This window comes from Mycolicibacterium gilvum (assembly GCF_900454025.1).
Taxonomy (GTDB): Bacteria; Actinomycetota; Actinomycetes; order Mycobacteriales; family Mycobacteriaceae; genus Mycobacterium; species Mycobacterium gilvum.
The window spans coordinates 2455775-2473422 of record NZ_UGQM01000001.1; the positions used below are offsets into that span (position 1 = coordinate 2455775).

The 17648-nt window shown below is 70.1% G+C and carries 18 protein-coding genes; 7 read left to right on the top strand and 11 right to left on the bottom strand.

Annotation, left to right across the window (positions count from 1 at the left end):
- Window positions 1-13 precede the first annotated feature (13 nt).
- The 3 genes from nhaA to DYE23_RS11685 are packed head-to-tail and all read left to right on the top strand — an operon-like array spanning window position 14 to window position 4483.
- Entirely contained in the window at window positions 14-1357 is a 1344-nt protein-coding gene (nhaA, locus tag DYE23_RS11675) for a Na+/H+ antiporter NhaA (protein ID WP_099962682.1), read from the top strand.
- 22 nt (window positions 1358-1379) lie between these two features.
- Entirely contained in the window at window positions 1380-3293 is a 1914-nt protein-coding gene (dxs, locus tag DYE23_RS11680; protein ID WP_115327257.1) for a 1-deoxy-D-xylulose-5-phosphate synthase, read from the top strand.
- Window positions 3294-3352: 59 nt separating this feature from the next.
- Window positions 3353-4483: an alpha/beta hydrolase family protein gene (locus DYE23_RS11685; protein WP_115327258.1), complete on the top strand. Its 1131-nt coding sequence runs from the start codon at window positions 3353-3355 to the stop codon at window positions 4481-4483.
- On the opposite strand, the gene DYE23_RS11690 is transcribed toward DYE23_RS11685, so the two are convergent.
- On the bottom strand, window positions 4476-5750 hold the full coding sequence (locus DYE23_RS11690) for an HRDC domain-containing protein (RefSeq protein ID WP_115327259.1): 1275 nt from the start codon (window positions 5748-5750) through the stop codon (window positions 4476-4478). The two genes, DYE23_RS11685 and DYE23_RS11690, sit on opposite strands and share 8 nt — an antisense overlap.
- Window positions 5751-5755: 5 nt before the next feature.
- Entirely contained in the window at window positions 5756-6337 is a 582-nt protein-coding gene (locus DYE23_RS11695) for a DUF3000 domain-containing protein (RefSeq protein ID WP_011894771.1), read from the bottom strand.
- Between the two features lie 74 nt (window positions 6338-6411).
- Between DYE23_RS11695 and hemE the strand changes: the two genes are divergently transcribed.
- From hemE to hemQ, 3 genes are read left to right on the top strand one after another with little or no spacing between them, the layout of a single operon-like run.
- Window positions 6412-7476: a uroporphyrinogen decarboxylase gene (hemE, locus tag DYE23_RS11700; RefSeq protein WP_011894770.1), complete on the top strand. Its 1065-nt coding sequence runs from the start codon at window positions 6412-6414 to the stop codon at window positions 7474-7476.
- A complete protein-coding gene (locus DYE23_RS11705) occupies window positions 7473-8837 on the top strand; it encodes a protoporphyrinogen oxidase (protein ID WP_115327260.1) in 1365 nt (454 codons plus the stop codon). Before hemE ends, DYE23_RS11705 begins: the two co-directional genes overlap by 4 nt.
- A 4-nt stretch (window positions 8838-8841) precedes the next feature.
- Window positions 8842-9543: a hydrogen peroxide-dependent heme synthase gene (hemQ, locus tag DYE23_RS11710; RefSeq protein ID WP_011894768.1), complete on the top strand. Its 702-nt coding sequence runs from the start codon at window positions 8842-8844 to the stop codon at window positions 9541-9543.
- 12 nt (window positions 9544-9555) lie between these two features.
- On the opposite strand, the gene msrB is transcribed toward hemQ, so the two are convergent.
- Genes msrB through DYE23_RS11730 form a run of 4 tightly spaced genes read right to left on the bottom strand, consistent with a single transcriptional unit; the run spans window position 9556 to window position 13635 of the window.
- On the bottom strand, window positions 9556-9966 hold the full coding sequence (msrB, locus tag DYE23_RS11715) for a peptide-methionine (R)-S-oxide reductase MsrB (protein WP_013471979.1): 411 nt from the start codon (window positions 9964-9966) through the stop codon (window positions 9556-9558).
- Between the two features lie 10 nt (window positions 9967-9976).
- Window positions 9977-11242, bottom strand: coding sequence for an arabinofuranan 3-O-arabinosyltransferase (aftC, locus tag DYE23_RS11720; protein ID WP_172527757.1), 1266 nt, complete (start codon window positions 11240-11242; stop codon window positions 9977-9979).
- A 35-nt stretch (window positions 11243-11277) separates the two neighbouring features.
- A complete protein-coding gene (locus DYE23_RS11725) occupies window positions 11278-12837 on the bottom strand; it encodes an alpha/beta fold hydrolase (protein ID WP_115327261.1) in 1560 nt (519 codons plus the stop codon).
- 24 nt (window positions 12838-12861) lie between these two features.
- Complete coding sequence (locus DYE23_RS11730; protein ID WP_011894764.1) at window positions 12862-13635, bottom strand: pyrimidine reductase family protein; 774 nt, start codon at window positions 13633-13635, stop codon at window positions 12862-12864.
- Between the two features lie 34 nt (window positions 13636-13669).
- Here DYE23_RS11730 and zapE point away from each other — a divergent pair, with 34 nt between their 5' ends.
- A complete protein-coding gene (gene zapE, locus DYE23_RS11735; protein ID WP_011894763.1) occupies window positions 13670-14719 on the top strand; it encodes a cell division protein ZapE in 1050 nt (349 codons plus the stop codon).
- Here the strand turns inward: zapE and DYE23_RS11740 are convergent.
- Genes DYE23_RS11740 through DYE23_RS11760 form a run of 5 tightly spaced genes read right to left on the bottom strand, consistent with a single transcriptional unit; the run spans window position 14695 to window position 17614 of the window.
- Window positions 14695-15231, bottom strand: coding sequence for a GNAT family N-acetyltransferase (locus tag DYE23_RS11740; RefSeq protein WP_099961327.1), 537 nt, complete (start codon window positions 15229-15231; stop codon window positions 14695-14697). The genes zapE and DYE23_RS11740 overlap by 25 nt on opposite strands.
- Window positions 15216-15710: a hypothetical protein gene (locus DYE23_RS11745; protein ID WP_172527906.1), complete on the bottom strand. Its 495-nt coding sequence runs from the start codon at window positions 15708-15710 to the stop codon at window positions 15216-15218. The genes DYE23_RS11740 and DYE23_RS11745 overlap by 16 nt, the downstream gene beginning before the upstream one ends.
- Before the next feature lie 49 nt (window positions 15711-15759).
- Window positions 15760-16377, bottom strand: a complete 618-nt coding sequence (locus DYE23_RS11750) for a methylated-DNA--[protein]-cysteine S-methyltransferase (RefSeq protein WP_011894760.1) — start codon at window positions 16375-16377, stop codon at window positions 15760-15762.
- On the bottom strand, window positions 16374-16856 hold the full coding sequence (locus DYE23_RS11755; RefSeq protein ID WP_013471975.1) for an RNA polymerase sigma factor: 483 nt from the start codon (window positions 16854-16856) through the stop codon (window positions 16374-16376). Before DYE23_RS11755 ends, DYE23_RS11750 begins: the two co-directional genes overlap by 4 nt.
- 35 nt (window positions 16857-16891) lie before the next feature.
- Window positions 16892-17614 (bottom strand): Clp protease N-terminal domain-containing protein, encoded by a 723-nt coding sequence (locus DYE23_RS11760; RefSeq protein ID WP_013471974.1) that lies wholly within the window; start codon window positions 17612-17614, stop codon window positions 16892-16894.
- Window positions 17615-17648: the final 34 nt, after the last annotated feature.

Below are 17648 nucleotides of genomic sequence, written 5' to 3' on the forward strand. Positions count from 1 at the left end.
TGGGACTCTCGAATTGGCCACCACACCTCTGCCACCGCCGCGCCGCCCGGTGTTCTCCCGCGGATCATGGGCGGAGACCCGGCGGGTCACCGAGATCCTGCGCAAGGAGACCGTCGGTGGCGTCATCCTGTTGGCCGCCGCCGCCGCAGCGCTGATCTGGGCGAATTCTCCGTGGGCGGAGGGCTATTTCGCATTGCGCGACCTCGAGCTCGGCGGCGAGTGGTTCGGGCTGCACCTCAACCTCACGCTGGGGGCGTGGGCGGCAGACGGGCTGCTCGCGATCTTCTTCCTCGTGGTCGGGCTGGAGTTGAAGCGGGAGTTCGTCGCCGGTGACCTCCGGGACCCGAGCCGGGCGGCACTGCCCATCGCCGCGGCCGTCGGCGGCATGGTGGTTCCCGCACTGATCTTCGTCCTGGTGAATCTGAACACCGGGGACGGCGCGCTGCGCGGCTGGGCGATCCCGACCGCGACCGACATCGCGTTCGCGGTGGCGGTGCTCGCCGTGATCGGCACACATCTACCGTCGGCGCTGCGGACGTTCCTGCTGACTCTGGCCGTGGTCGACGATCTGCTGGCGATCACCGTGATCGCGGTGTTCTACACCGAGGACATCAACGGGCTGGCTCTGGCGCTGGCCGCCGTCCCGCTGGCGCTGTTCGCACTCTGCGTGCAGCGCGGGGTGCAGAAGTGGTGGGTGCTGGTGCCGCTGTCGGTGGCCACGTGGGTGCTGATGCACGAATCCGGTGTGCACGCGACGGTGGCCGGTGTGCTGCTCGGCTTCGCGGTGCCGGTACGGCGCCAGGCGACCCCGCGCGGCCGCGGTCCCGCGCCGTCGCAGCGGGTCGGGATGGCCGAGTATTTCGAGCACCGGGTGCGTCCGGTCTCCGCGGGCATCGCGATCCCGGTGTTCGCGTTCTTCGCCGCCGGCGTCAGCATCGGCGGCCTCGACGGTTTCACCCGAGCCCTCAGCGACCCGATCACGTTGGGCATCGTGCTCGGACTGGTCCTGGGCAAGCCGATAGGAATCGTGCTCACCACCCGGGTCTTGTCCGCGGTGACACGGGCCAACCTCGACGCGTCGCTGCGCTGGGTCGACGTGGTCGGAATGTCGATGCTGGCCGGGATCGGCTTCACGGTGTCGCTGCTGATCGGCGATCTGGCCTACGGGCTGGGGTCCGAACGTGACGAATTTGTGAAGATCGGCGTGTTGTTCGGCTCACTGCTGGCAGCGGGTGTGGCGGCAGTCGTCCTGCTCACCAGAAACCGTGCCTACCGGCGCATTTACCGCGAAGAGACGGTCGACGAAGACCGCGACGGAGTGCCCGATGTGTACCAGACTCGACAGGACCGGACCTGAGGACCGTGCGTAGACTGACGGGATGCTTGAACAGATCCGCGGTCCAGCAGATCTACAGCACCTGTCGAGGGCCCAGATGGAGGACCTGGCCCGCGAAATCCGCGACTTCCTGATCCACAAGGTCGCGGCGACAGGCGGACATCTGGGACCCAACCTCGGCGTTGTCGAGTTGACGCTTGCGCTGCACCGCGTCTTCGACTCCCCGCACGATCCGATCCTGTTCGACACCGGACACCAGGCGTACGTCCACAAGATGCTGACCGGTCGCAGCCGGGATTTCGACACCCTCCGCAAGAAGGACGGGCTGTCGGGATATCCGTCGCGCTCCGAGAGCGAGCACGACTGGGTGGAGTCCAGCCACGCCAGTTCGGCGCTGTCGTACGCCGACGGTCTGGCCAAGGCCTTCGAGCTCAACGGCCACCGCAACCGCCATGTCGTCGCGGTCGTCGGTGACGGCGCGCTGACCGGTGGAATGTGCTGGGAGGCGCTGAACAACATCGCGGCCTCGCGCCGGCCCGTCGTGATCGTGGTCAACGACAACGGCCGCAGCTACGCCCCGACCATCGGTGGCTTCGCCGAGCACCTCGCGGGTCTGCGGTTGCAGCCCGGCTATGAGCGGGTGCTCGAGGAGGGCCGCAAAGCCGTCCGCGGCGTACCGATGATCGGCGAGTTCTGCTACCAGTGCATGCACAGCATCAAGGCCGGCATCAAGGACGCCCTGTCGCCGCAGGTGATGTTCACCGATCTCGGCCTCAAGTACGTAGGCCCCATCGACGGTCATGACGAGTCGGCGGTGGAGGGTGCGTTGCGGCATGCCCGCGCGTTCAACGCCCCCGTCGTCGTGCACGTCGTCACCCGCAAGGGCATGGGCTACGCGCCGGCCGAGAACGACGTCGACGAGCAGATGCACGCCTGCGGCGTCATCGACCCCGAAACCGGCCTGGCCACTTCGGTTCCCGGCCCCGGCTGGACGGCGGCGTTCTCCGAGACCTTGATCGAGTTGGCCGCCAAGCGCCGCGACATCGTGGCGATCACGGCCGCGATGCCGGGTCCGACCGGTCTGAGCGCGTTCCGGAAACGCTTCCCGGACCGGTTCTTCGACGTCGGTATCGCCGAGCAGCATGCGATGACGTCGGCCGCCGGCCTGGCCATGGGCGGAATGCACCCGGTGGTCGCGCTCTACTCGACGTTCCTCAACCGCGCGTTCGACCAGATGTTGATGGACGTTGCGCTGCACAAACTTCCGGTGACCATGGTGCTGGACCGCTCCGGCATCACGGGCCCCGACGGGGCCAGCCATAACGGCATGTGGGATCTGTCGATCCTGGGCATCGTGCCCGGCATGCGGGTGGCCGCCCCGCGCGACGGCGCCCGCCTGCGCGAGGAACTCGCCGAGGCCGTCGAGGTCAAGGACGGCCCGACCGCGGTGCGGTTCCCGAAAGGTGATGTCGGCGAAGACATTCCGGCGATCGAACGCCGCGACGGCGTCGACGTGCTCGCGGTGCCCGCGGACGGTCTGTCCGACGACGTTCTCATCATCGCGGTCGGCGCGTTCGCCGCGATGTCGGTCGCGGTGGCCGAGCGGCTTCGCGATCAGGGGATCGGCGTGACCGTGGTCGATCCGCGGTGGGTGCTCCCGGTGCCCGCCGCGGTCAACACCCTCGCCGCCGCGCACAAGCTCGTGGTCACCGTCGAGGACAACGGCGGGCACGGCGGTGTCGGGTCGGCCGTATCGGCGGCCCTTCGTCGCGCCGAGATCGACGTACCGTGCCGCGACGCCGCGTTGCCGCAGGCCTTCTTCAATCACGCCTCGCGAGGTGAGGTGCTCGCCGAGGTGGGGTTGACCGAGCGCACCATCGCCCGCCAGATCACCGGCTGGGTGGCCGCTCTCGGCGCGACGGCCGGCGACCGCCAGGTCAGCGAATCCGTCGACTGATCTTGGGACTCACTACAAGCCGGGCGGTAATCGCCCTCGTAGCAACGATCGCGGTCCTGATGGGTTGTGCGCCCGGCGCGGGGGCGGTGGTGCCCGCGTGGTCGGGACTCGACGTCCGCGGCTACGACGCACCCGTCCCGGCGCCCGGGGCACTGCTGGACGCCGTCCCGCTGGACCCCGCACTGTCGGTGCCGGGGGCGGGCAGCGCCTACCGGATCCTGTACTCGACCGTCGATCAGCACGACCGCCCCGCGGTCAGCACCGCGGCGGTCTTCCTGCCGAGAACGCCTGCGCCGCCCGGCGGTTGGCCGGTCCTGGCCTGGGCGCACGGCACCGTCGGGCTCGGGGACGCCTGCACGCCGTCGGCGCGTGAGCGCAGCGATCGCGACGGCGACTACCTGTCGCACTGGCTCGATGAGGGCTATGCGGTGGTCGGCAGCGACTACACCGGACTGGGCACCCCGGGCCTGATGAGCTACCTCAACAGCGTCACCACCGCGCGCGGCGTGGTGGACTCGGTGCTCGCCGCGCACCATCTCGACGTCGACCTGTCACCGAAGTGGGCGGTGGTCGGCCAGTCCCAGGGTGGAGGCGCGGCGGTGGCCACCGCGCGGTGGGCCACCGAGTTCAGCGCCGGTTCGGGTCTGGACTACCGCGGGGTGGTCGCCACCGGCACCCCCGCGAACGTCGAATCCATCGTCAAGCAGGCCGGCCCCGACATGACGGTGCCACCGGAGCTCGGTCCGATGGGTTCGGCCTACACCGCCTACATCGTGGCGGCACTGCGGGAGGCACGTCCGGATCTCGACATCGACCGGGTGCTGACCCCGGCCGGGCGTGAGGCCGCCGACCGGGCCGAAACACTGTGTGCGGCAGACCTCGCCGGTTCGCTCACCGATCTGTCGGTGCCGGGCTTCTTCACTGCGCCCGTCACGTCGATTCCCGGCGCGGCCGACGCGATCGATGCGTACATGGGCATCCCGTTGTCGGGCTACGACCGGCCGGTGTTCCTCGGCGTCGGGATGCGCGACCGGGATGTGCCGCCGGGGTTGACGCTGCGGTTCGCCGACGCGCTGTCGGCCAACGGGCAGGACGTGACGCTCAAGGTGTATCCGGACGCCGATCACAGCGGTACCGTGCTGACCTCGGTGCCGGATTCGACGGCGTTCCTGGCGCGCGCCTTCAGCTGACCGGGGGCTCACTCAGCGCCCGGCTCAACGCCGGCACGGTCAGCTCGCGTTGCCACTGTCTGGCCGTCGACTCGCGCAGGAACGCATCCACCGCAGCGGTGGCGTCGCCGTCGGCGGGCGGCTGCCAGTCCCAGCACAGCCGCCGCACGGTCTCCGGGGACAGCAGGTTCTCGACCGGTACCGACACCTGTTGGGCGAGCGCGGTCAATTCGGCGCGGGCGGCCTCCAGTCGTACCGCCGCCTCCGGCTTGCGCCGCGACCAGCGCGACGCCGGCGGGGGACCGTTGGACGGTTCCTGCGCGTCGGGTGGGTCGTTGGTGCGGGCGCGCGCGAGCGCGTCGAGCCACACCTGGGCGCTGCGGCGCTGCTTCGAGCCACCGAAAACCGGTAGGGCCGTGAGCTTTTCGATGGTGTCGGGGTTGGCGGTGGCGGCGCTGATGATCGCGCTGTCGGGCAGGATCCGTCCGGGGGCGATGTCGCGGCGCCGCGCGATCTGGTCGCGGGTGGTCCACAGTTCGCGCACCGCGGCCAATGCCCGGGGGTCGCGCACCTTGTGGATACCCGAGGTCCGGCGCCACCGGTCCCGTCGGGTGGGGGATCCTTCGAACGTGCGCAGGTACTCGAACTCCTGGCGTGCCCATTCGGCCTTGCCCTGCTCATCGAGAATCGCGGCGATCGCCTCGCGCAGATCGGTCAGCACCTCGACGTCGAGGGCGGCGTAGTTCAGCCACTCGTCGGGCAGCGGCCGCTTGGACCAGTCGGCCGCGCCGTGGCCCTTGGTCAACTGCAGGCCGAGCAGACGCTGCACCATGGCGGCGAGGTTCACCCGGTCGAAGTTGGCGAGGCGACCCGCGAGTTCGGTGTCGTAGAGCGCGGTGGGGCGCATGCCGATCTCGGCCAGGCACGGCAGGTCCTGGTCGGCGGCGTGCAGCACCCACTCGTCGGTGGAGAGGACCGCGGCCACCGGGGCCAGGACCTCCATCGGGTCGCCGCCGTGGCTGACAGGGTCGATGAGCACCGTGCCCGCCCCGACGCGACGGATCTGCACCAGATACGCGCGATTGGAATACCGGAAGCCCGACGCGCGTTCGGCATCGACGGCGAAGGGACCGGTACCCGACGCGAGAAGGTCTGCCGCCCTGGCGATTTCGATGCGGCTGGACGACACGTCCGGCACCCCGTCGCGCGGGGTGAGAAGAGGTTCGGCCTCGATGTCGGTCGGTTCAGGTGTTTCCGGCGCGGAGCCGGCGGTCTCGGGTTCGGGCATGGGCCTCAGGCGCGGGTACGCGAGTTCAGGTCGGTCACCCCGGTCGGGGGCAGCCCGGCGGCGTGCTCGAGGACCTCGCAGAACGCCTGCACGTGCGGTCCGAGTTCGAGCGTGGTGGCCGTCCAGGAGGCCCGCAGCTCCAGTTGATGGGCGCGCGGCGGTCCGGAGATGTCGCCGTAGCGCACCGAGGTGGTGGCGGTGACGGTGCCGCCGAGCGCGGTCACATGCTCGGCCCGCTGTTCCAGCGCGTCGACCAGCCAGCTCCACGCCACCTCGGGCAGCAGCGGATCGACCGCCTCGGTCGAATCGAGGTCGGCCTGGATGTAGGCGACCAGACGCATGGTGCCGTCCCAGGCTTCGGCGCCCTCGGGGTCGTGCAACAGGATGAGGCGACCGAACGCGTCGCCTTCGGAGCGCTCGGGGATGATCGCGGTCTCGGCATGCTTGACCTCGGCGCCCAGCGCGTAGCTGAAGGGCGCCAGGCGCTGCGGCGGCCGGATGGGCCCCAGCTCGATCTCCGGACGCACGGTGGTGGCATTCATCGCCGCCACCGCTTCACGGAACTGAGCCGGTTCGGCGGTGGTCACGGCGTTTGACGCTAGTCCATCCCGGCAGGTCTGTCGGCAGGCGCGCCGAGAGCGACATGGCAGCATGGGGGGCGATGAACACGCGCCGCGAACTGCCCGAATCCCCCTATCTGGCCGCCGCGGCCGGTCGCAAGCCCCACCGCGTGCCGGTGTGGATGATGCGCCAGGCCGGGCGGTCGCTTCCCGAATACCGCGAACTGCGGGCCAAGAACACGATGATGCAGGCCTGTTTCGACGCCGACCTGATCACCGAGATCACGCTGCAACCGGTGCGCAGGCACGGTGTCGACGCGGCGATCCTGTTCTCCGACATCGTGGTGCCGCTGCGCGCCGCCGGGATCGACCTGGACATCGTTCCCGACGTCGGACCCGTCATCGCCCATCCCATCCGCACCGCGGCCGACGTCGCCACCGTCTCGCCGCTGCGCCGCGAGACGGTCGCGCCGGTGGCCACCGCGATCGGGCAGCTGACCGCGGCGCTCGGCGACGTTGCACTGATCGGCTTCGCGGGCGCGCCGTTCACGCTGGCGTCCTATCTCATCGAGGGCGGCCCGAGCCGCAACCATGAGCGCACCAAGGCGATGATGCTCGGCGAGACCGAGACGTGGAACGCCCTGATGGCGGCGCTGACCGACGTGACGATCGAGTTCCTGCGCGTGCAGCTCGACGCCGGTGTGGACGCGATCCAGGTGTTCGATTCGTGGGCGGGGACGTTGTCGCTGGCCGACTACCGCGCCTACGTCCTGCCGCACAGCGCGCGGGTGTTCGAGGCGCTGGCGGGCTACGGCGTGCCGATGACGCACTTCGGGGTCGGCACCGCCGAGCTGCTCGGCGCGATGAGCGAAGCGGTCTCCGGGCACGGCGTCCCGGCCGTCGTCGGGGTGGACTGGCGCACGTCGCTGACCGACGCCGCGGCGCGGGTCCGGCCCGGCTGCGCGTTGCAGGGCAACCTCGATCCGGTGGTGCTGCTGGCGGGCTGGCCGGTGGTGGAGCGTGCCGTGCGCGCCGTCGTGGAGGACGGCCGGCGCGCAGTCGATGCCGGTGCCACCGGGCACGTGTTCAACCTCGGCCATGGCGTGCTGCCCGCCACCGACCCGGCGATCATCACCGACGCGGTGGCGCTGGTGCATCAGCTGTGAGCGTTGCGGCGCGGTACTGCGTTGTCGGCGGAGGCATCTCGGGCCTCGTCGCCGCCTACCGGCTGCGGGTGGCCGCCGGGCCGGACGCGGTGATCACGGTGCTCGATCCCGCCGACCGCCTCGGCGGGATCCTGCGGACCGAACGCATCGGCGGGCAGGCCATCGACGTCGGGGCGGAGGCGTTCGTGGCACGCCGGCCGGAGGTGCCGGCGCTGCTGGGTGAACTGGGGCTGTCCGGCAGGCAGATCACCACCACCGGCGCGCGGCCGCTGATCTACAGCGAGGGACGCCTGCACCAACTTCCCACCGACACCGTCAACGGCATCCCGTCGCGGCCGTCGGCGCTGAGCGGCCTCGTCGACGACGCGACCGTGCGGTGGATGCTCGACGAACCGCGGCGTCCGCTGGTGTGGCGGTCGGGCGCCGACCCGACGGTGGCCGAGCTGGTCGGTGAAAGGTTCGACGAGCAGGTCGTGGTGCGGTCGGTCGATCCGCTGCTGGCCGGGGTCTACGCCGGGTCGGCCGCGACCATCGGCATGCGGGCCGCCGCGCCCACCGTCGCCGCGGCCCTCGACAACGGCGCCCGCAGCCTCACCGAGGCCGTCGTCGCGGCGCTGCCGCCGCCGCGCGCGGGGTCGGTGTTCGGCGCGATCGACGGCGGCTATCAGGTTCTGCTCGACGAACTGGTGCGCCGCTCGGGTCTGCAGTGGGCGCAGGTCGCGGCCCGCGGCGTGCACCCCGTGCGCGCCGGCTGGGAGGTCGTCGACGACGAGGGCGGCCACTGGCCCGCCGACGCCGTCGTGCTCGCGGTGCCGGCGCCGCGACTGCCCGCGCTGCTGGCCGACCTGGCTCCGCACAGCGCGGACATCGCCCGCCGGATCCCGGTGGCCTCCGCTGCGGTCGTCGCGCTGGCGCTGCCCGGCGGGACGCCGCTGCCCGAGCAGTCCGGCGTCCTGGTGGCCGGCCGTGGACCCCTGCACACCAAGGCGGTGACGCTGTCGTCGCGCAAGTGGGGCCGGCGCGGCAGCGCCGAGATGCTGCGACTGTCCTACGGGCGCTTCGGCGACGATCTGGCGCGCAGCACGGGCGACGACGAGCTGCTGGCCTGGGCCGACGAGGACCTGGCCACGTTGTTCGGCATCGCGGTGGAACCGGTCGACGCCCGGGTGGTCCGGTGGATCGACGCGATGCCGCAGTACGGGCCGGGCCACGCCGACCGCGTCGCGGACCTGCGTGCCGGTCTGCCGCGGGGGCTGGCCGTCGCCGGTGCCTACCTCGACGGCATCGGTGTGCCCGCGTGCGTGGCGTCGGCGGCCAGGGCGGTGGCGTCGTTGGTCGCCGGTTCGTCAGTGGGACAATGACCGCATGGCCAAGCTCGATTTCGACGAACTGAACTCCACGATCCGCTACCTGATGTTCTCGGTGTTCTCCGTGAAGCCCGGTGTGCTGGGCGACGACGACGCCCGCGCGGCACTCGTCGACGAGACCGCGACGTTCCTCAAGCATCAGGAGGACAACGGTGTCGTGGTGCGCGGGCTCTACGACGTCGCCGGGATGCGCGCCGACGCCGACTTCATGATGTGGACGCACGCCGAGAACGTGGAGGCGCTGCAGGCCACCTATGCCGATTTCCGCCGCACCACCACGCTGGGCCGCGCCTCGACGCCCGTGTGGAGCAACGTCGCGCTGCACCGCCCCGCCGAGTTCAACAAGAGCCACATCCCGGCGTTCCTCGCGGGGGAGGAGCCCGGCGCCTACATCTGCGTGTACCCGTTCGTGCGGTCGCTGGAGTGGTACCTGCTGCCCGACGAGGAGCGCCGTCGCATGCTCTCCGAGCACGGGATGGCCGCCCGCGGTTACAAGGACGTCCGGGCGAACACCGTGCCGGCGTTCGCGCTGGGCGACTACGAGTGGCTGCTGGCGTTCGAGGCGCCGGAACTGCACCGCATCGTCGACCTGATGCGTGACCTGCGGGCCACCGACGCGCGCCGGCACGTGCGCGAGGAGACCCCGTTCTTCACCGGGCCGCGCGTGTCGGTGGAGAAGCTGATCTCGGCGCTGCCGTAGCTCGTCGCAGCGCTAGGACCCCGACGGCACCAGCCGCAGTGAGATCGAGTTGATGCAGTAGCGCTGGTCGGTCGGGGTGGGGTATCCCTCGCCCTCGAACACGTGGCCCAGGTGGCTGTGGCAGTTCGCGCACAGCACCTCGACCCGTCGCATGCCCAGGGAGTCGTCGGTCCGCAGGATCACCGCGTCGGAGTCCGCCGGATCGAAGAAAGACGGCCACCCGCAATGGGATTCGAACTTCTCGGTGCTGCGGAACAGTTCGGCGCCGCAGGCGCGGCACTGGTACACACCCTCGGTCTTGGTGTCGGTGTACTCGCCGGTGAAGGGACGTTCGGTGCCGGCTTGACGCAGCACGGCGAACTCCTGCGGGGTGAGGCGTTCGCGCCACTGGTCGTCGCTGAGCACCAGCTTCGGGGCAGTCATGACTGCCAGGCTACTCGGACGGCTTGGCTGCCGGCGTGAGCTGCTTCATCCACACCGGGTCGATGCCCTCGTCGAGGCGATTGTCCTGCCGGGCATCGAGATAGCGGAACAGCAGCACCGCGAACACGACCACCATCATCAGCGACCAGCCGTAGGTGATCTTGAGGTATTCGAAGGCGCGGCCGGTGCTCGGCAGCTGCCACAGCAGCCACCGGTCCATCGTCAGGAAGCCGTAGGCGGCCAGCCAGGCGACCCAGCTGCGGATCACCGAGTTGGGGAGCACCACCGTCATCAGGAACGGGAACAGCGCGATCGAGTAGTAGCCCTGGCCCAGTGACAGCGCCAGCCACGATGTCGTGAGCAGCACACCCGAGGACGTCAGCATCCAGAAGAACGGATCGCGGGTGCGGTAGTGGCTGTAGAGCAGCCACAGCGATATCGCGCCCAGCACGATGATCGTCACGCGCAGCGTCATGATCAGCCACATCGGCAGTCCGTAGTACAGACCGTTGCCCAGGATCGAGCTGTTGAAGTAGTCGCGGGTGGACAGGATGTAGGGCACCGTGCGGGTGACGAAGTTCATCGGGTCGCTGATCAGCGGCCAGGCGGCGGCGTTGAACACGAGCGGCACCACGAACGCGGCCACCAGTGCCCGCCACTGCCGGTTGAGCAGCGGGAGGAGAAGCAACGGAGCCAGCAGTGGTTTGACCACCAGGGTGAGCCCGATGCTGATTCCGGCCAGCCACTCGTGGTTGCGGTTGCCGTCGAGCAGCCACCGGAAGAACAGCACCTCCAGCAGCAGCAGGACGCCGTTGATGTTGCCGAACACCAGTGTGTTGGTGACGCTTTCGGTGCAGAACATCGCCAGCAGCAGCGCCGGTGCGGCGACCGAGGACAGCGTGTAGTTGAACAGCCGCAGCAGGAAGTAGCCGGCGAGGATGATCGCGACGGTGTTGAAGAAGATGAACCAGTTACGCGACGCGACCTCGGGCAGATAGCCGAACGGGGCGATGATCAGCGTTCCGCCGGGCGGATACAGATAGTGCGGGTCGACGTGGTCGAAGTGCTCGTTGTAGATGTCCCAGCCGAATTTGAAGTTGATCACCGCGCGGTAGACGGGCGCGAAGTCGTCGGTGATGTAGCGGTTGAACACGAGCACGTAGCTGCGGTGGATGACCGCCATGATGGCCAGCGGCCACAGGATCGACCGCAGCACCGTGGCCGTCGTCGGAGGGGCCGTGCGGGGGCGGAACGCGGTCAGCACAAGATCACGCACGCCCCGCACGGTACCGCAGTGTTCGCCGGGAACCGTCAGGCCGGGCAGTACGTGTCGGTGGACGGCAGTTCACCGGACGTCAGGTAGTCGAGGACCGGTGGCAGCGCGCACGGCGAGTAGATCGCGGCGCCGTGTCCGATGCCCTGCCAGATCACCCGGCGATTGGAGGAGCCGGCGTTGATGGCGGTCGCCGCGACCGCGGCGACACCCTCGTTGCCGACGATCGGATCGTTGGCGACGCCGAGCAGCAACGTCGGAATCTCCAGCTCGCTGGGCTCGGCGGGGGCGCTGCCGCTGGGCCAGTTCAGGCACTTCACCATGTCGAGGGCGCCGGTTGTCCCGAACTGCGGGTACATCTTTCCCCAGGCCACGACGAGTTCACGGACACGATCGGGCGTGGGCCGGTTCAGCGCGTCGCTGCAGGTGTTGACGAACTGCCCGTCGGTCTGGCGCAGCGTCTCGGCCTGGTTGATCAGGTTGTTGAGCCGGTTGGTGTTGCCGCCGCGCGCGTCGGCGATGGCCTGGGCGAGCTCGTTGCCGGCATCGACGCGGCCGCCGCGCGGGTAGCCCAGCGCGGTCGAGATCGCGTCGGCGAGGGCGGCGACGGAGGTCCCGCCGGGGCCCCGCCCGGCGCGGGCATCGGTCATCAGCGCGTCGACGGCGGCTTTGGGGTCGGGGCCGAGCGGGCAGTTCGTCGCGACGCACTGCGTGGCCCACGCGTCGAGCGCGGCCTGCTCACCTTTGACGCGTTGCTCGGTCGCCGCCTCGGCCGAAACGCCCAGCGGTAGCGGCGAGTCGAGCACCAGGCGCGCGACCTTGGTGGGGTGCGCGCCGGCGTAGGCGAGCGCGACCTGGGCGCCGTTGCCGACACCGAACAACGCGAGCGCCGGGACGTCCCACGTGGTGCGCAGACGCTCGATGTCCTCGGCGGCGTGGGCGTTGTCGTAGGCCGAGTCGCCGGGGGCGATGGTGTCGGTGCAGCTGGTCGTCGCGGTCATCGTGACGGCACCGAGGTTGGCGACGGGGTCGTCACCGGACTGGAACTGCGCCTGCTCGAACATCTCCTGACGGTCGAACAGGTCGCGGCAGTCCAGCGCGCCCGACATCCCGATGCCGCGGCGGTCGACCGACACGATGGGGTTCGTCTTGAGCACGTCGGCGCCGGCGCGGGACAGCCAGGCGGGCAGCTGCACCGAGGACGGCACGTCCGAGCCGGTGGTCATCACCAGGGGACCGGCGTCGGCGGGAGTCTGCTGGGACGTCGCCCGGACCACCCCGATGCTGACGGTGCCGGACGCGCCGTTGATGGAGTCGAGGTCGGCGTCGTAGCTGGCGCAGTCGAGCTTGACGCCGGGCAGCGGGGGCACCGACGCGGACGCGAACACCCGCGAGGTGCAGTCCCGCCAGGACAGTTCGTTCTTCGGGGCTTCGACGGCGGGCGGGCCGGCGGGTTGGTCGCTGGTCTCGGGAGCGCCCTGCGGGCCGGCGCCGGAGTCGGTGGCGTAGCGCGGGTTGGCGGCCAGGCCCGGGGAGCACGCCGACAACGGCAGCACCACGGCCAGCGACAGCACGACAGCCCGGACCACTCGACGCATGGGCACCACAGTACTGACCGGTGATCAGCGGTCGCGGAGGTAGCGCAGGTACAGATAGCCGTCGCCGTCGGTCAGCGCGTGGCCCAGGACCATGCCGCTGCGCACCTCGCCGTCGCCGGTCACGATGCGTCCGGGGCCGCCGCCCAGCAGCAGCGGCGCGACGGTCACACAGAGTTCGTCGACGAGGTCGTCGTCGGTGAACATGCCGAGGATTCCCGGTCCGCCTTCGGTGAGCACGCGCCGCAACCCCCGCTCGGCGAGCAGCGTGAGCGCTTGGGCCGGGTCGACGGAGTCCGGCTGCGCCCCGGACGCGTCGAGGACCTCGGCGACCGACCCCAGCAGCCGCCGGGTGTCGTCCAGTGCGCGCGTCGAGGTCAGGATCAGCGGGGGCACGTCGGTGCGGGTGAACAGTTTCGCGTCCCGGTCCAGCCGGCCGGATCGGGTGAGCACCGCGATGGGCGGCACCTCGGACTGTCCGCGTTGCTGCCGGGCCAGGCGGGCGGAGGCGCTGAGCCGCACCCCGGAGTAGTCCTCGGACCGCACGGTCTGCGCGCCGACGACGATCACGTCGGCGAGTTCACGCAGTGCGGAGAACAGCGCGCGGTCCCCGTCGCCGCCGAGGCCGCCGGACTTGCCGGCGCTGGTCGCGCCGCCGTCGACGGAGGTGATCATGTTGGCGCGCACCCAGCAGGAGTCCAGCCCGTCGGGATAGGGGTAGTGCGCGGCGAGGTCCGGTACGCCGACGGCATCCGTTCGGCCCAAGAGTGTGAAGTGCGTCCCGTCACCGCTACCGGACATACGAGAAATCAGAACACGCCGTTAAGGTGCCTGCATGCACGGGTCCAGCGATGTCGAGCATCTGGTCGATCGGCATCCCAGCGTCACACCGGAGCGGCTGGTCGCTCAGCTGATCCCGCCGCCCACGTTCGCCGACGTCAGCTTCGACACCTACCGGCCCGACCCGTCGGAACCGTCGCAGGCCGCGGCGGTGCAGACCTGCCGGAAGTTCGCCGAGCAGGCGGTAGAGCGCCGGGCGGGCAAGAAGAAGTTGTTCGGCAAGCGCGAGGTGCTGCCCGGCGTCGGGGTGTACCTCGACGGCGGCTTCGGCGTCGGCAAGACCCATCTGCTGGCGTCGTCGTACTACGAGGTGGCGGGGCGTTCGGATTACCGGCAGGCGTTCGCGACGTTCGGCGAGTTGACCCAGCTCGCCGGGGTGTTCGGGTTCATGGAGTGCATCGAGCTGCTGTCGGATTACGCGCTGGTGTGCATCGACGAGTTCGAGCTCGACGATCCGGGGAACACGACGCTGATCTCGCGCCTGTTGTCGGCGCTGGTCGAGCGCGGGGTGTCGGTGGCGGCGACGTCGAATACGCTGCCCGAGCAACTCGGTGAGGGCCGCTTCGCCGCCCAGGATTTCCTGCGTGAGATCAACACGCTCGCATCGATGTTCACGACCGTGCGGATCGAGGGACCTGACTACCGGCATCGTGACCTGCCGCCCGCGCCGGAGCCGCCGACCGACGACGAGGTGGCCCGGTGGGCGGCCGAGGCGGACGGGGCCACGCTGGATGATTTCGATGCGTTGTGCGCGCACCTGGCCACGATGCACCCGTCGCGGTATCTGACGCTGATCGAAGGGGTTTCGCAGGTGTTCGTCACCGGCGTGCATCCGATTGACGATCAGAACGTGGCGTTGCGGTTGGTCTCGCTGACCGACCGGCTCTACGACGCGGGCATTCCCGTGGTGGCGTCGGGCACCAAGCTCGACACCATCTTCAGCGAGGAGATGCTTGCCGGCGGGTTCCGCAAGAAGTACCTGCGGGCAACGTCGCGTCTACTGGCGCTGACGGCGGCGGGTCAGGCCGGCCGCACCATCACATAGTCCTGTTCCCAGTGGCCGCCGAGGCGGAATGTCTTGGTGCCGGCGACGGCGAAGCCGTGCTTGGCGTAGAACCGCTGGGCCCGCTCGTTGCGCTGGTTGACGCCGAGCCACACCGACGCGGCCTCCCGGGTCCGGGCGCGCTCGACGACGGCGTCCATCAGTGCCGACGACACGCCGGCGCCGTGACTTTCGGGCACCACGTACAGCTTCGACAGCTCGACGGCCGGTCTGACAGTCACCGCCGACGACACGTCCGGATCGTCGGAGACACCGTCAATCGTCATGGCGTACCCCATGATTCGGCCATCCGCCACGGCGACGAGCACGCCGCGCCGCGGATCGGCGAGGTAATCGGCGAAGCGTTCGCGGGTCAGGTTCTCGGCGATGAACGCGGCGACGTCGTCAGGGCTGACCGACGGCGGGCAGGCAAGCGGGAAGGTGCGGGCGGCGACGTCGGCGAGTTCGGCGAGCTGGTCTTCGGTGGCGGGCTGGACCGTCAGCCGACGTTCCACTGGGCCAGTCGCAGTCCGGTGAGCTTGTCGAGCAGCACGACGTTCGAGACGAGGTCGCGGTAGCAGTCCCACCACACACCACCGGTCATGGTCTGGCCGACCCGGGCGCTCGCCATCATGTTCTGCAGCGCGTCGGGAGCGTCGCTGTTGCGGGGCTCGTAGGCGTCTCCGGTCGGGGTGACCCCGCGGAACGCGAAGGTGATCCCCATGGCGTACGGCGTGGGCAACTGCACGGGCGTGATCGTCACGTCGGCGCGGAACACCTGATTGCGCGGGGCGCGCGGGGGATAGCCGAATCCGGGCGGAGGGGGCGTGGGCACGATGTTGTTGACCGACACGTCGGCAACGAGCCCCTTGAATTCGACCCGCAACACGTCGCCGAGCCGCCCGATAGGGATGCCGGCCGCCGAAGCCGGTGACGCCATCACCCCCGCCAGTGTTGCCAGGGTGGCGGTCAGGAGAACGAGCCAGCGACGCATGCTTGGCATGATCGCACACCCCTTCCGTCGACTGGATGGTCTTGGTGCTTCATCCGCTGCTCGATTCCAATTGCAGCAGCGCGGTCTTGGCCTCCGGCCCGCCGATGTACTGGCCGCTCGTCCCGTCGGATCGCACGACACGGTGGCACGGAATGACCACCGGCAACGGGTTGTGGGCGCACGCCGAGCCCACCGCGCGGACGGCGCGCGGGCTTCCGACCGCGGCCGCGACGTCGGCATAACTTGCCCGCCGCCCGTAGCCGATGTGGCGCAGGTGTTCGACGACGTTGCGTCGGAACCCGCGCGCCAGAGTCAGATCCACGGCGACGTCGAACGTGGTGCGGCGCTTCGCGAAGTACTCGTCCAGTTGGCGGGCGACGTCGTCGAGTCGGTCGGGGGCCCGCAGGATGCGCGGGCTCACGGACTCGGCGAGACGGGCCAGCACGACCTCGTGCCCCTCGACGTCGAAGGCCACCCGGACCAGGCCCGCGGGGGTCGCCGCCAGCAGAAGGGTGCCGACGGGGGAGTCGATCGTCCGGTAGGCCACGTCGAGCACTCCGGCCGGTTCGGCCGCCTCGGCGAGACGGTCGTGCAGCCTCCGCAACGTGTCGTCCTCGTCGGAGGTGGGAATGTCGAAGCCCGGAACGTCAAAAGCGATGTCTATCATGCTGATTCGTCCTCACGGTAGTACGAGCGGAGGGCCTTGATCCCGTCGGCCGCGGCACGCCGCGCGGCCTCGGGGGAGTTGCCCAGGATGACGGCGATCTCGGTGAAGGGCAGTCCGGCGATGTGGTGGTAGGCCACGGCGTGGCGCTGTTTGTCGGGAAGCCGAGCGAGCGCCGCCCACAGGTCGGGGTCGCGGGCGGCGGGGTCTGCACGCGCATCGCAGCGTTCGGGGACCGAGTCGGTGGGGACCGCCCGCCGCGAGCGGGCTCGGCCGAGGTCGAGGGCACGCCGGTGGGCGATGGTCACCAGCCATGCCTCGACATTGGCGTCCTCGGGAAGCTCGGGGTATGCACGCAACGCCGACAGGAACGTCTCGGACCACGCGTCCTCGGCATCCACCGGTCCCACGACGGCGCGGCACACCCGGAGCACGGTCGCACCGTGACACGCCACGATTTCTTCGAACGGTCGCACCTTCACATCATGAAGACGCCGGGGGACACCGGGATGTGAGATCACGTCCCGGGCAACCCGTCGAGAGCTTGTCGCAGGTCGCGCTCGAAGCGCTCTGCGTCGATGCCGAGCCCGTGCAGTACGCCGTCGGCATCCTCTTCCTCATAGAGGGCGAGCAGCAGATGCTCGGTGCCGATGTAGTTGTGGCCCAGGCGAAGTGCGTGCCGGAACGTCAGCTCCAGGGCCTTCTTCGCGCGTCCGTCGAACGGTACGAGGGCGGGCACGTCCTCCGACCGCGCGGGCAGCACGATGCGGTCCCGGATGCCGTCGAGGGCGATGCCCTGAGCCGCCACCAGCTGGGCGGCGAGACCGCTCGGATCCGAGAAGAGTCCCAGGACCAGGTGCGCGGGCGCGATCTCGCCGTTGCCCGCGGCGTGGGCCTCGTTCTGCGCGTGGACCACCGCGGCGCGGGCCCGTTCGGTGAACCGGCTGAAGCCGGCGTCGGGGTCGAGGGCGGCCGTGTCGGTCGGCGTCTTCGGCACGAAGCGTTTCTGGGCCGCCTGCTTGGTGACGCCCATGCATTTACCGATCTCGGTCCACGACGCCCCGGAGCGGCGGGCCTGATCGACGAAGTGCCCGATCAGGTGGTCGGCGACGTCGTCGAGAGCTTCGGCGGCCAGAACGGCGTCGGTCAACTGGTCGAGCGGTTCGTCGTGGACGCGGGTGATGACCTCGATGAGGTCGTCGAGACGGACGGGGCGGCTGATCTTGGCGGCATCACTCATGCGTCAACTGTAGGTTGACGCCACCAAAGCGTCA